Genomic DNA, 13,711 nt, shown 5'->3' with positions numbered 1-13,711 from the left:
ACGTGCCCTACACGCGCGCGGGCACGGCTATCGCGGTGATGAGGAGGTCGCCCTGCACGAGCCAGCGGCCGTCGAACCCGGCGATCGGGGAGTCGGGCAGCAGGATGCGCGAGTGGAACGTGCCGCCGGCGTCGAGCGTGATGTCCGCGTCCTCGAAGCCGAGCCAGCGCCGGGTGACCGGGAACCAGGCCTTGTAGGTGGTCTCCTTGGCGCTGAACAACAACCGGTCCCAGCAGATCTTCGGGTCCTCGGCCTTCAGGCCGGCCATCCTGCCGAGCTCGGCAGGGATCGCGATCGCGCCCAGCACGCCGTCCGGCGCGGGCAGGTGCGGTTCGGCGTCGATGCCGATCGTCTCGAAGTCGCTCGTCCTCGCGAGCGCCGCTGCGCGGTAGCCCGCGCAGTGCGTGAGGCTGCCGACGATGCCGTCCGGCCACAGCGGCTCGCGCTTCGGGCCCGGCAGGATCGCGGCGGGTGCCACGTCCAGGACCCGCATGGCCTCGCGGGCGCAGGCGCGGACCGTGCCGAACTCGAACCGGCGCTTGGGCACGGCGTTGCCGAGCTGCGCCTCCTCTTCCGGGAAGAGCTCGACGGGCTCGTCGTCGTTGTAGCGCTCCACGACCGCGATGGGTGGGGGGAACAACTGCTCCAGCATTTATGACTCCCGCAGCACGTCGTGCAGCTTCACCTGGGTGGTGCCGCGTGGTTTCCACTCGCGCGGGTAGCCGAGCGAGACCTCGTCGAAGCGCACGCCGTCGTAGTGCGTCGTGCGGGGGATGTGCAGGTGGCCGTAGACCATCTCGACCGCGTTGAACCTGCGGTGCCAGTCCGCGGTCAGCGACGTGCCGCACCAGAGCGCGAACTCGGGGTAGCGCAGCACGAACGTGGGATCGCGGACGAGCGGGTAGTGGTTGATCAGCACGGTCGGCCCGCTGATCCGGGCGAGCCGCTCCTCGGTCTCCCGCACGCGCGCCTCGCACCAGGCCTCGCGGGACGGGTACGGGTCGGGGTGCAGGAAGTACTCGTCCGTGCACACCACACCCGCCTCGTGCGCGATGGCGAGGGCCGACTTCACGTCCGTGGCACCCGGCGGCCGGAAGGAGTAGTCGTAACCGAGGAAGAGCGGACAGACGGTAACCGGACCTTTAGGGCCGTCGAACGTGACGTACGGGTCCTCGGGCGTGATCACGTCAAGGCTGCGGCACAGTTCCACGAGCTGCTTGTAGCGCACCTCGCCGCGGGACTGGTTGACGTCGTCCTTGGTGGTCCAGAGCTCGTGGTTGCCCGGTGACCAGATCACCCGCCCGAACTTCGGCCGGAGCGTCCGCAGCGTCCATTCGATGGAGTCGAACTTCTCCGCGACGTCCCCGGCGATGATCAGCCAGTCAGCCGGGTCCGGCGGGGCGATCGCTGCCACGACGTCGCGGTTCTCCTGGTAGGAGACGTGCAGGTCGCTGGTGGCCAAGAGCTTCACGCCTCGACGGTATCCGGGGCGTCAACGAGGAGATCATCCCCTCCCGGCGCGCCACCCGATCGTGAGAGCGGTACCACGACCGGTTATCCGTTCGTCGCAGACAGTGCACCACTCGTCTCAACAGGACGAGCCGCGCGTCGCCGTTGCGGGGCCGCTCATCGCCTTTCATGGCCTACGTACTTACCTGTTTTCGCACTGCCTTCTTACTGTGAGTGCTGTCACCTGACGGAAAAGTCCTGGCGGAGGACCACACCATGACCGACTCGCAGTTCGCTCGCACCCCGGACCCGCGGCTGGCGCGGCAGGTCCCGCCCCGCCAGGTGCCAGGACGCCCAGTCGTCCCCCCACGCCAGATCCCACCGCGACAAGCGGCGGTGGGCCAGGCCCCGCTCCGCTACGGCCAGCCGGTGGACCCGCGCCTGGCGGCCAACCCGTCGTTCCGCCGCACGGTGGGCGCCGAGATCACGCGCCACGCCCAGCAGCACCAGGCCTACGCCGTCCCCCAGCGCCGCAACACGGCCGAGGACATGGCCCTGGCCACCCTCCTCCGCTCCCGCCAGCGAGCCGAGTCCGCCCGCCAGGACCCGCGCCCCGCCGACATGGCCCCCCGAGACGCCTGGATGCGCACGACCGCGTGGCCCTCGGAGCAGGAACCCGGCCGCGGTGACGTCATCGAACAACTCTCGTCCCGCCTGGTGTCCGCCAACCTGTGGGCCGTGGTCGAACCCCTGATCCCGCCCGCCAAGGTGCGCCGGCAGGGTGGCGGGCGCGGGCGGGTGTGCAACCGGTCGGTGTTCACCGCCATCGTGTTCGTGCTGTCGTCCGGGTGCGCTTGGCGGCATCTGCCGGCCTCGTTCGGGGTGACCGTGCCCACCGTGCACCGGCGGTTCCAGGAGTGGACCGATCTGGGGCTTTGGGTCCGGCTTCGTCGTGCCGCGGCTGAGGGGGCCTGTGGGATTGACGAGCTCGACTGGGTTCGGGCCGTTCTGGACGCTGCGGATCGCCGGGCTGCCAAGGCTGCCAGCTGAGGTTTTCGGTTTCGGCTTCGCCGGAGTCACCCTGAGGAAGGGTGGCTCCGGCGTTTTTGTTCTGGGTGGGTGGAGTCGGGGCTGCCGGCTGGCGCGGGGGACCGCTTGTCGCGGGATTGCGGGATGAGCGGTCGGTGGGGACGTTGGGCGGGTGGCACCGTGCGGGTCGGCTTGCGTTGGCCCGTTCCTGTTCCAGCGGGGTGGTCACCTGCCGTGCGGGCGGTCGCCTTGCGTGCGTGGCATGCGGGCAGTACCGGGCCGGTGCCGGTCATCGCCGCTGCGCGTCGATAGCGATTGGGGCTTGACCTCGAGCCTCTGGCGGGATGCTTAGACGGCCGGAAAAGGCCGGGCTGAAAGCGCCCGGCCGTGCCCATGAGGGGAGCATCCCGCCCACTCAAGGTCAAGCCCCGATCGCGCAATGCGTGGGTCACCACCCTTCACCAGCCCGCAGAGGTTCACACGCCTCGGCTTCGCCCTCGCGATTGGCGGCAGGGCGGCTCGGCTCCGCCGTTGCCCTGCATGTGCGGAGGGACGCCTCGGGCTCCGCCCTTGCGTTGGGCGGCAGGGTGGCTCGGCTTCGCCATCGCTGTTACGCGCGGCGGGAGGTCTCGGCGCCACCATCGCGTTGCCCAGCAGGGTTGTTTGCTGCTGCCCGCTGCCCGCTGCCCGCTGCCCGCTGCCCGCTGCCCGCTGCCTGCTGCCCGCTGCCTGCTGCCTGCTGCCCGCGGGCGGCTTGCCGCGCGTGAGTGTCGGATCTCGTCGGTACGTTGGGCCGCGGGGGAGCCGAAACCGAAGGGGACCCTGCGGGAGCGTGCGGTCAAATGCCGTTGATGCCCGCGTGGTACTTCGGCACCCGCACGGTGATCTTCGTGCCCAGCCCGCAGGCCGTTTCCACGACCAGGCCGTACTCGTCGCCGTACACGCGGCGAAGCCGTTCGTCGATGTTGCCGAGGCCTATCCCGGCGGACTCGTCCACGTGGCCCGCGAGGGTGCGGCGGAGTTTCTCGGGGTCCATGCCGATGCCGTCGTCCTCGATCGTGATGTGGGCTTCGGCGCCGCCGTCGTTCGCGTAGATCTGGATGTGGCCCGGTTCCACCTTGCCCTCCATGCCGTGGCGGACCGCGTTCTCCACCAGGGGTTGCAGGCAGAGGAACGGGACCGTCACCGGGAGCACCTCGGGGGCCACCTGCAGGGTGACTTTCAGGCGTTCGCCGAAGCGGGCTCGTTCGAGGGCCAGGTACTGGTCGATCGAGCGGAGTTCCTCGGCGAGGGTGGTGAAGTCGCCGTGGCGGCGGAAGGAGTAGCGGGTGAAGTCCGCGAAGTCCAGGAGCAGGGTCCGGGCTCGTTCCGGGTTGGTGCGGACGTAGGAGGCGATGGCGGAGAGTGAGTTGTAGATGAAGTGCGGGGAGATCTGGGCTCGCAGGGCGCGCACTTCGGCTTCGACCAGGCGGGTTCGGGAGCGGTCCAGTTCGGCCAGTTCCAGCTGGCCCGCCGCCCAGCGGGCGACCTGGTTCGTCGCGCGGACGAGGCCCGCGGAGGCTTCGCGGGAGTAGGCGGCCAGGGTGCCCACCACGCGGCCCTCGACGGTCAGGGGGGCCACGACGGCGCAGTTGATCGGGCAGTTCGGTTCGGTGCAGCCTATGTCGAAGGCCTGGGTGCGGCCGGTCAGGAAGACGTCCTCGGCCTGGGTCATGGCTTCGGCCGCGTGGTGCTCGGAGACGCCTTCCCACGCGACGACTTCCGTTTCGTCGGTCAGCGCCAGCGCGGGCGTGTCCAGCAACGTCCGCAGGTGCCGGGCCGACTTCTTCGCCGCGTCCGGGACGAGGCCCGCGCGCAGCGGGGGTGCGGCGGACCATGCCGTGTGGAGGGTCTCGTAGGTGACGCGCTGGGCCTCGGTCGAGAGCGACTGCTTGTTGCGCGTGCCCCGCCACAGGACGAGGACGGCCGCTCCGCCGACGATCAGGATCGCGGCTGCGGTGAGGAAGTCTTGCATGGGCGCGTCACCTTCTAGCTTCGCTCGTCGGCCGAGGAGGAGGAGCCGGAGCCGTCCAGCCCGAGGTTCTCGGGCGCGTGGAGCTTGACCATCGTGCGCTGCACTCCTGAAGGCAGGTGCCGTGGGGTGAGCAGCGAGACGACGTACATCACCGAGAAACCGAGGGGGACCGTCCACGCGGCGGGGCGCGAGAGCAGGATCTCGTACCAGGCGTCGCCGGTGTCGGTGAACATCGTGACGAGACCCGCGGTCAGCGCCGGGACGCCGCCCGCGAGCATGCCGGCGATGGCACCGGCCTTCGTGATGCGGCTCGACCAGATTCCCAGCATCAGCAACGGGCACAACGACGACGCCGCCACCGCGAACGCCAGGCCGACCATGTCCGCGACGGGCATGCCGGTCGAGATGAACGTCATCGCCAGCGGCACCAGGCCCGCGAGCACCGTGGAGATCCGGAAACCGCGCACGCCGCCGAGGCGCAGCACGTCCTGCGAGAGCACGCCCGCCAGCGACACCACCAGGCCCGACGACGTGGAGAGGAACGCCGCGAAGGCGCCACCCGCCACCAGAGCGCCCAGCAGCTGGCCGCCGACGCCTTCGATCATCCGCGTCGGCAGCACGAGCACCACGGCGTCGGTCTGGCCGGTCATCAGCAGTTCCGGTGTGTACAGACGGCCGAGAGCGCCGTACATCGGTGGCATCAGGTAGAAGACGGACAGCAGGCCCAGCACGATCAACGTCGTGCGGCGCGCGGCGGTGCCGTTCGGGTTCGTGTAGAAGCGCACGATCACGTGCGGCAGGCCCATGGTGCCGAGGAACGTCGCGATGATGAGCGAGTACGCCCCGTAGACGGGGAACTCCTGGCCGCTCGACATCGGCAGCGACCACATCTCGTCGGTGTTGTGCTCCATTGTGGACAGGTGCGGGACGGGTGCGTCCTTCGGGAACGTGAACTCCGAGCCCTGCCCGATGCGGTGGTAGCCCTCGGGCAGCACGACGACGGTGTTCTCGACGCGTGCGCCGTCGATCTCGCCGGTGCCCGTGATGGAGATGAACGCGTCGGCGTGGATCGTGGTCAGGCGCTGGAACGTGACCTCGGTGTCCTGCCGGAAGACCGGGTACTCGGGCTTGGTCAGCGACTCGGACCCGTGCACCTGCCACGCGACGATCAGGAACACGATCGGCACGGTGATCGCGGTGAGCTTGAGCCAGTACTGGAACGCCTGCACGAACGTGATCGACCGCATGCCGCCCGACATCACGTTCGCGGTCACGACCATCGTGACGATCAGCGCGCCCACCCAGTCCGGCGCTCCCGTCACCGTGTTCAGCGTCAGGCCCGCGCCTTCCAGCTGGGGCAGCAGGTACAGCCAGCCGATCGCCAGCGCCAGGATCGACGCGACCACGCGCACACCGCGCGACCGGAAGCGGGCCTCGGCGAAGTCGGGCAGCGTGTAGGCGCCGGAACGCCGCAGCGGCGCCGCGACCATCGTCAGCAGCACGAGGTACCCGGCGGTGTAGCCGACCGGGAACCACAGCATGTCCGGCCCGTAGGCGAAGATCAGCCCGGCGATGCCGACGAACGACGCGGCGGAGAGGTACTCGCCGCCGATCGCCGAGGCGTTCCACCACGGCGAGACGGTGCGCGAGGCGACGTAGAAGTCGGACGTGGTGCGGGAGACGCGCAGTCCGTAGGTGCCGACCAGGATCGTGCCCAGTGCGACGACCACCACCGCCACGATGGCGTAGCCACTCGTCATGGACGTTCGACCAGCTCCGCGAACTCGCGCTCACTGCGCTCGGCCTGCCGCACGTAGAACCAGCCGGCCAGCAGCAGCATCGGGCACGTCGCCACGCACAGCAGGAACCACGGCAGCCCGAGCCCGAGGATCCGGAACTTGCCGAGCTCCGGCTCGATCGCGAACAGCAGCGGCAGCAGGGCCAAGGCACCGGTCGCCACCAGGCACACCGACAGGCCCAGCCGCCGTTGCGCCCGGATCAGCGTGCGCATGTAGACGGCGCCGAGCTCGCTCTGCTCGTTGATCTCGCGCGTGCCCGAGTACGGGCGGCGCGCACGGGGGGCCCGCGTGCGCGGGCTCGTCACCACCACGCGCTGGGTCGGCTTCGGGTCCGGCCGCCGGGGTGGTGGCGTCGTCACGACCCGAGCCCGTTCCTCGGTTGCAGGACACCGGCGGGCTGCCCCGCGCCGGGCGTGGGCCGGGCGCGGCGGACCAGCAGCTGCCGCAGGTGACGGGCGTGCCGGCGGCTGACCGGCAGCACCGCGCCGCCGATCGTGACGCTCAGGTGCCCGTCCTCGAGGCGAAGTTCGTCGATGTGGCCGAGCGACACCAGGTGGCTGCGGTGGATGCGGACGAACCCGGCGCTGCGCCAGCGCTCCTCCAGGCCGTTCAACGCGGCGCGCACCAGACCGCTGCCGGTCGCGGTGTGCAGGCGGGCGTAGTCGCCGTGCGCCTCCACGTACCGGATGTCGGCGAGGCGGATGAACCGCGTGACGCCACCGAGCTCGACGGGGATGACCTCGTCGCCCATCTCCGGCGGCGTGGAGTTCGCGGGCTGCGCGGGAGCCGAGGTGGCCGGTTCGGTGGCGGTCTTCGAGTCCCAGACCTCGTGCACGATGCGGTGCACGGACTCCGCGAGCCGTTCGGGGCGCACGGGCTTGAGGAGGTAGTCGAGCGCCTTGAGTTCGAACGCCTCCACGGCGGGCTGCTGGTGCGCCGTCACGAACACGACGGGCGGCGGCTGCGCGAACCGCGAGAGCACACGGGCGAGGTCGAGACCGTCCAGCCCCGGCATGCGGATGTCGAGGAACACCGCGTCCAACGGCTGCCCGGCGTCCATCGCGCGGTGCAGCACGCGCAGCGCCTTGGTGGCGTCGGTGACCGCTTCCACGTGGGCGATGCGGGGATCGGAACGCAACAGGTACACGAGGTCTTCCAGCGCGGGCGCCTCGTCGTCGACGGCGAGCACCCGCAGCGAGCGCTCGAGGCTGCCACGTCGATCCGGCCCCTCGCAGATGGGGCAGGGCAGACCTGAGGTCATTCGAGATCGAGTCCAAACTGTGTACGGCCGATCCTCACGTGGCGGCGATTGGACCACGTTCGGTCATCGCGCGCCTGGTGAGCCGAGGGCGTCGGATACGCGATCATGCCCTCTCACGGAGGGTGACCCGCCATGGGGGTCCGGTTGCACAGCGTGTGCACGACGAGTACCCCCCTCGCACCCCTGAAACCCCGAACGGGCGCATCATCCGCCAGGGGGAGGACGTGCGGAAACCCTCCGATCGGGTGCGTCTCGGGTAGGAGACGGGCACCGCTATCACGCAGCGTGCAGTTGCCTGGTCAGGCCTGTCGCACGGTTTCGTCAGCGGTCGCGAGATGATTTGGGAGGAAAGAAGACAGTCTTCACGGCTGCCGGATAGCGCGGGGCTGGGCCGCCAGCGCGTCACCGAGCGTGATCTCCAGCTCGATGAACGACTCCTCGGCACGACGGGCGGCGACGCTCACGGAAGCGGCGGCGGCCGGGCCGATCAGTCTGCGGGTGGGCGCGCGCAGCGCCTGGATCGCCTCGGACCACTGGTTCGAGAGCTTGGCGAGACCGCTCAGCGTGTCCACGAGTTGCTCGGTGTTGTCCGGCGGTGACGCGACGATCTCCGCCAGCCGGTCGCGCAAGGCGTCCAGTGCCGGGTCCACGGATTCCTCCAGACGTGCTGCGCCAGAAATTTCCCCACTGGGCAACACCATATCCCGGCCGTTGTGGTCCGGCGCAATGATGTTGCCCCGAGGAGACTACTCGGTCAATCGATTGCGCATTCCGTCTCAACTGGCGATCGTCTCAACTGGCGTGCACTTGTGGTGACCGGATGAAATGGACCCGGTTTCGGCGTCCGGCCTGCTTTCCCACCGTCGTGCCGACCCTTCGTGCCTGGTAGGCCGGTTGGCGTTCGGGCGAACCGGCGTATTAACTTCTTTGCCTGAGGACGTCTCGGGGTGTGCGCGGAGTTCGGCCGTTCAGGTTCGTGCGGGCAATCCGGCGATTCTCTTGCTATGACACGAGCTCGGCCGATCTGGGGGATCGCATGAAGTACTTCGTGGTTCGGAACACACGGTGACCTGGGTCGAACGGCGTGAGGCCGAGGCTCGGACGTACGAGGCCATGCGTGCGGAACGGGCCGGGCTGCCCTGCGTCGCGGTGTTCGCCTCGACCCACCGCATCGACGAGATGGTCGGCGTGAGGGCGGTGATGCGCCGCCGGGACGGTGCTGAGGAGTGGCTCGACACGGACAACGTCTGGCGAGCTGAGGAACGGAACCTCGAAGGGGAGGTCTGGCTGCCCGTCAGCGAGGAGGAGCTCGACCGTCTCCAGTGGACCGCCGCGCGGCCTTCGTGGTTCGTCCTGCACGACCGGCTCGACCACCCGTATGCGGTGGTCAGGAAGATCCCGTCGGCGGAGGAGGCCTTCACCCGCGACCTGCGCTGGGAACCCTCCGACCTGCTCGGGCGCACCGATCTGCGGATCGAGGAGGTCGCCTACGAGTTCGAAGCCGGTGAAGCGAGAGCCGCCATCGAGATCGCCGTGCGCAGCCAGCGGCAACGCGGCTGGCCCCGGTACTTCGCGCTGTGGAAGAAGACCGAGTTCGAACCACACCACCTGCACTCCGTGCTCAGGCGGACACGGCTGGGCAGGGAGGAGATCCACACCGGCCGCAGCGGCTGGGTGCCGTCCAGAGTGCTGCGGCGCATGGAGAAGGAGGACTACTCGAACGACCGGGCGCTGCCCGTGAGCGAGGAGGAGGTCGAGACGATCATCGCCGGGAAGTCCGCACGACGGTGCTTCCGGGTGTTGTCCGTGGAGGGACCGAACCTGCCGTTCGCGGTGGTCAGGGTGAACGGAGAGCACGAGGAGGCGTTCACGCGCGACCTGGTGTGGGGGCCGTCGACCCTGCTGGCGGAGGTCGCGGACCACCGCGGCCGGTGGGTCGAGGAGCTGCCGCCCGACGCGACGGGGGACGGCGCGGCGTACGACCTCGCCTTCGCCCAGCGGCAGCTCTGGCAGCGCCACCGGTGGCAGGGAAGCTCGTACTTCGCGATCTTCTCCGACGTGGTGAACGCACTCGACCTAGCGAACGCGTTCGCACTCGTCAAAGGGGACTCCTGGGAGGAGTACGCCTATCGCGACGGTGCGTGGAAGCGGTGCTCGTTGCTGCGGGACATCAGCCGCGGGAGTTGGAGCCACGAGGAACTGCCGATCAGCCCCGACGAGGCGGAACGCCTGAAGGAGATCCTCGACAGCCGCTGAATCAGAGGCGGCCGACGTCCGTGATCGTCACGACGGCCTCGCCGAGCTCGTCGGACGCCGCCAGGTCGACCTCGGCGTTGAAGCCCCAGTCCTTGTCCCCGGCCGGGTCCTCGAAGATCTGCCGGCACACCCAGCGCTCGCGTTCGACGTTGATGATCAGGAACGCCGGGCCGCGCGCGTTCGGGCCCGCGCCGATGTCCGAGTGCTCCTCGAAGTACGGCTCCAGCGCGTCCATCCACTCCTTGGCCGTCCATCCCGACTCGTGGTCGAGCTCGCCGAGTGAGTACCAGTCGCGCTTGGCGGCCAGTTCGACTCGGCGGAACAGCGCGTTGCGGACCAGGACGCGGAACGCGCGGACGTTGCGGGTGACCGCCGGTGGGAGGTCGACGCGGACCTCCGGGGCAGTGTCGTCTCCGGGGTTGGTGAGCTTCTCCCACTCGTCGATCAGCGACGAGTCGACCTGGCGGACGAGCTCGCCGAGCCACGAGATCAGGTCGTTGAGCTCCTCGGTCTTCGCCTCGTCCGGCACCGTCTGCGACAGCGTCTTGTAGGCGTCGGCCAGGTACCGCAGCACGAGTCCCTCGGAGCGCGCAAGGCCGTAGAACGCCACGTACTCCGTGAACGTCATCGCGCGCTCGTACATGTCGCGCACGACGGACTTGGGGGACAGGTCGTAGTCGCCGACCCACGGGTGGCCGCGGCGGTAGGTGAAGAACGCGGCGTCGAGCAGTTCGGCCAGCGGCTTCGGGTACGTGACCTCGTCCAACAGCTCCATGCGCTGGTCGTACTCGATGCCGTCGGCCTTCATCGCGCCGATCGCCTCGCCGCGCGCCTTGTGCTCCTGCGCGCCCAGGATCTGCCGCGGGTTGTCCAGAATGGACTCGATGACCGAGAGCACGTCGAGCTCGTAGCCCGGTGCCTCGCGGTCGAGCAGCTCGATCGCGGCCAGCGCGAACGGCGACAGCGGCTGGTTCAGCGCGAAGTTGAACTGCAGGTCGACGGTGAGCTGGAAGTCGTCGCCGTGGCGTTCCACGACCCCGGCCGCGACCAGCGCCCGGTACATCGCCAGCGCGCGGCGGATGTGCTTGAGCTGCTTGGAACGGTCCTCGTGGTTGTCCTCCAGGAGGTGCCGCATGGCCTGGAACGCACCGCCCTGTGGGCGGCCGATCACGTTCAGCAGCATGGCGTGCGAGACCTGGAACGACGACGTCAGCGGTTCCGGTTCGGCGCCGACGAGCCGTTCGAACGTCGCCTCGCTCCACGACACGAACCCGTCGGGGGCCTTCTTGCGCACGATCTTGCGGCGCTTCTTCGGGTCGTCGCCGGCCTTCGCCAGCGCCTTGATGTTCTCGACCTCGTGCTCGGGCGCCTGCACGACGACCGTGCCGATGGTGTCGAAGCCCGCGCGGCCCGCCCGTCCGGCGATCTGGTGGAACTCACGGGCCTTCAGGGTCCGCGTCCTCGTGCCGTCGTACTTCGCGAGAGCGGTGAACACGACGGTGCGGATCGGGACGTTGATGCCGACGCCGAGGGTGTCCGTGCCGCAGATGACCTTCATCAGACCCGCCTGCGCGAGCTGTTCGACCAGGCGTCGGTACTTGGGCAGCATGCCGGCGTGGTGCACGCCGATGCCGTGCCGGACCAGCCGGGAGAGCGTCTTGCCGAACCCGGCCGAGAACCGGAAGTTGCCCATCTTCGCCGCGATGGCCTCCTTCTCCGGCTTGGTCGCGACGTTGACGCTCATCAGCGACTGCGCGCGCTCCAGCGCGGCGGCCTGGGTGAAGTGCACGACGTAGATCGGCGCCTCACGGCCGTGCAGCAGGTCTTCGATCGTCTCGTGCAACGGCGTGGAGACGTACTGGAAGTTCAGCGGCACCGGGCGCTGCGCCGAGCGGACCACCGCCGTCGGCCTGCCGGTGCGCCGCGTCAGGTCCTTCTCGAAGAACGAGACGTCGCCCAGCGTCGCCGACATCAGCAGGAACTGGGCCTGCGGCAGCTCGACGATCGGCACCTGCCAGGCCCAGCCGCGGTCGGGCTCGCTGTAGAAGTGGAACTCGTCCATCACGACCTGGCCGACGTCGGCCGTGTGGCCGTCGCGCAGGGCGATGTTCGCGAGGATCTCCGCGGTGCAGCAGATGATGGGCGCCTGGTCGTTGACGCTGGCGTCGCCGGTCATCATGCCGACGTTCTCCGGCCCGAACACCTCGCACAGCGCGAAGAACTTCTCCGAGACCAGCGCCTTGATCGGCGCGGTGTAGAAGCTGCGCTGGTTCGCCGCCATCGCGACCAGGTGGGCGCCGATGGCGACCAGGCTCTTGCCCGACCCCGTGGGCGTGCTGAGGATGACGTTGGCCCCCGAGACGAGCTCGATGACCGCTTCCTCCTGTGCCGGGTACAGCGCGAGGCCGCGCTCGGTAGCCCAGTGGGAGAAGGCGTCGAACAGTTCGTCTTCGTCGGCGATCGAGGTGAGCCGGTCCGTGAGTGCAGTCATCGCAGGTGAACTATAGGTGGTACGCGTACTCGGTGAACTCCCAGTCGGTCACGAACCGCTGGAACCGGGCCACCTCCTCCCACTTGAAGTCCACATAGGACCGAACGAAGTCCTTGCCCAGCACGTCGACCATCGCCGTGTCCTCCTCCAGGTAGGCGAGGGCGTCGGGCAGCGTGGCGGGCAGCGTCGGGGCCTTCGACGGGTCGTAGCCGTACCCGGCGGAGGGCCGCGGCGGTTCGATCTGGTCGCGGATGCCCAGGTAGGTGGCCGCGATGAGGCCCGCGATGCCGAGGTACGGGTTCGCGCTCGCGTCCCCGAGCCGCAGTTCGAGCCGGGTCGTGTCGCCGCGCTCGGCGGGCACCCGGAGCATCGCGCTGCGGTTGTCGAGGCCCCAGTCGATCAGCCACGGCGCGAGCGAGTCCGGCCCGAACCGCTTGTAGGAGTTGACCGTGGGGTTGAGCAGCGCGGCCAGCGCCGGGGCGTGCTTGAGGATGCCGCCGATGGCCCAGCGCGCCTCGTCGGACAGGCCGCTGGTGGTGCCGGGCGCCTGGAACGCGTTGCGGCCGTCCTTCTCGTGGCACGACAGGTGCAGGTGGAAGCCGCTGCCGCCGCCGTCGTTGAACGGCTTGGCCATGAACGTCGCCATCCGGCCCTCGCGCCGGGCCAGTTCCTTGACGCTCGTCTTGAAGCGGAACGCGCGATCGGCCGCGTCCATGGCGGGCGAATGGACGAGGTTGATTTCGAACTGACCGCCGGCGTACTCGTGGTTGCCGCCGGTCGTTTGGAGGCCTGCCGAACTGAGCGTGCGAAGAGTTCTCAACAGATGACCGTCAGAATCACCGCGGCGTCCGGTCGCGTAGACGTTGCCGGGCTCGTCGCAGTACGGCCGCCACCCGTTCGGGCGATCTTCGTCCGGTTCGCAGAGAAAATATTCCAGCTCGGGTCCCACGACCGGCGTGAGCCCGGTGGTCTCGAATATTTCCAGGGCCCTGCGCAGCACCTGCCTGGGCGATTCGTCCACGGGTCTTTCGTCGGCCGGGCTCACCGCGTCGCCGATGCACCACGCCACCCCCGGCTCCCAGGGGATCGGGAGCAGCGTGGCGAGGTCGGGGACCACGATCACGTCGGGCAGCCCGGCGTCGAGCACACCCCCGTTCTCCGTGGTCTTGCCGCCGGGAGTGGTGCTGTACACGGCCCGGCAGAACGACAGCCCGCGCTGCGTAACCGCAGGTAGGTGCTCTACGAGGACGTCACGGCCCCGGTCGGTGCCCAGCAGGTCGGGGAAGACGACGCGCACCACGTCGATCCCGTCCTCGCCGAGTCTCGCCGCGAGTTCCCCTGTCACCTGTTCACCGACCACGTCGAACTACCTTTCCGGCACAGTGTGTCGCTGGCGCGGAGGGGATAACGTC

General features: G+C 69.4%; 10 protein-coding genes and 1 pseudogene. 2 read left to right on the top strand and 9 right to left on the bottom strand.

Annotated features, from left to right (window positions below; genetic code table 11):
- Window positions 1-7: 7 nt before the first annotated feature.
- A complete protein-coding gene (locus tag LX88_RS25925) occupies window positions 8-652 on the bottom strand; it encodes a 4'-phosphopantetheinyl transferase family protein (RefSeq protein WP_258950407.1) in 645 nt (214 codons plus the stop codon).
- On the bottom strand, window positions 653-1,471 hold the full coding sequence (locus LX88_RS25920; RefSeq protein WP_258950406.1) for a metallophosphoesterase family protein: 819 nt from the start codon (window positions 1,469-1,471) through the stop codon (window positions 653-655). It lies immediately after the preceding gene.
- Between the two features lie 620 nt (window positions 1,472-2,091).
- Between LX88_RS25920 and LX88_RS25915 the strand changes: the two are divergent.
- Window positions 2,092-2,496: pseudogene (locus LX88_RS25915) on the top strand (transposase); the annotation flags it as partial.
- A gap of 820 nt (window positions 2,497-3,316) precedes the next feature.
- Here the strand turns inward: LX88_RS25915 and LX88_RS25910 are convergent.
- From LX88_RS25910 to LX88_RS25890, 5 genes are all read right to left on the bottom strand, one after another.
- Window positions 3,317-4,492: a sensor histidine kinase gene (locus LX88_RS25910; RefSeq protein ID WP_258950405.1), complete on the bottom strand. Its 1,176-nt coding sequence runs from the start codon at window positions 4,490-4,492 to the stop codon at window positions 3,317-3,319.
- 14 nt (window positions 4,493-4,506) lie between these two features.
- On the bottom strand, window positions 4,507-6,252 hold the full coding sequence (locus LX88_RS25905; protein WP_258950404.1) for a sodium/solute symporter: 1,746 nt from the start codon (window positions 6,250-6,252) through the stop codon (window positions 4,507-4,509).
- Window positions 6,249-6,650, bottom strand: coding sequence for a hypothetical protein (locus LX88_RS25900; protein ID WP_090068971.1), 402 nt, complete (start codon window positions 6,648-6,650; stop codon window positions 6,249-6,251). Before LX88_RS25900 ends, LX88_RS25905 begins: the two co-directional genes overlap by 4 nt.
- Window positions 6,647-7,552: a LytR/AlgR family response regulator transcription factor gene (locus LX88_RS25895; RefSeq protein WP_258950403.1), complete on the bottom strand. Its 906-nt coding sequence runs from the start codon at window positions 7,550-7,552 to the stop codon at window positions 6,647-6,649. Before LX88_RS25895 ends, LX88_RS25900 begins: the two co-directional genes overlap by 4 nt.
- 362 nt (window positions 7,553-7,914) lie before the next feature.
- On the bottom strand, window positions 7,915-8,202 hold the full coding sequence (locus LX88_RS25890; RefSeq protein WP_051771726.1) for a hypothetical protein: 288 nt from the start codon (window positions 8,200-8,202) through the stop codon (window positions 7,915-7,917).
- A gap of 415 nt (window positions 8,203-8,617) precedes the next feature.
- On the opposite strand from LX88_RS25890, the gene LX88_RS25885 reads away from it, so the two are divergent.
- Window positions 8,618-9,808: a hypothetical protein gene (locus LX88_RS25885; protein ID WP_258950402.1), complete on the top strand. Its 1,191-nt coding sequence runs from the start codon at window positions 8,618-8,620 to the stop codon at window positions 9,806-9,808.
- A gap of 1 nt (window position 9,809) precedes the next feature.
- Here LX88_RS25885 and LX88_RS25880 read toward each other — a convergent pair whose 3' ends face one another.
- Entirely contained in the window at window positions 9,810-12,299 is a 2,490-nt protein-coding gene (locus LX88_RS25880) for a DEAD/DEAH box helicase (RefSeq protein WP_258950401.1), read from the bottom strand.
- A gap of 10 nt (window positions 12,300-12,309) precedes the next feature.
- Complete coding sequence (locus LX88_RS25875; protein WP_258950400.1) at window positions 12,310-13,659, bottom strand: glutamine synthetase family protein; 1,350 nt, start codon at window positions 13,657-13,659, stop codon at window positions 12,310-12,312.
- Window positions 13,660-13,711 lie beyond the last annotated feature (52 nt).

The organism is Lentzea californiensis, from assembly GCF_024648825.1.
In the GTDB taxonomy this organism is placed as follows: domain Bacteria; phylum Actinomycetota; class Actinomycetes; order Mycobacteriales; family Pseudonocardiaceae; genus Lentzea; species Lentzea californiensis.
This window is presented reverse-complemented; position numbering and strand designations above follow the sequence as displayed.

What these genes read in the sequence shown, in the direction of transcription:
- LX88_RS25925 (WP_258950407.1), bottom strand. Translation starts at nt 652, where the DNA reads ATGCTGGAGCAGTTGTTCCCCCCACCCATCGCGGTCGTGGAGCGCTAC.
- LX88_RS25880 (WP_258950401.1), bottom strand. Translation starts at nt 12,299, where the DNA reads ATGACTGCACTCACGGACCGGCTCACCTCGATCGCCGACGAAGACGAA.
- LX88_RS25905 (WP_258950404.1), bottom strand. Translation starts at nt 6,252, where the DNA reads ATGACGAGTGGCTACGCCATCGTGGCGGTGGTGGTCGTCGCACTGGGC.
- LX88_RS25910 (WP_258950405.1), bottom strand. Translation starts at nt 4,492, where the DNA reads ATGCAAGACTTCCTCACCGCAGCCGCGATCCTGATCGTCGGCGGAGCG.
- LX88_RS25895 (WP_258950403.1), bottom strand. Translation starts at nt 7,552, where the DNA reads ATGACCTCAGGTCTGCCCTGCCCCATCTGCGAGGGGCCGGATCGACGT.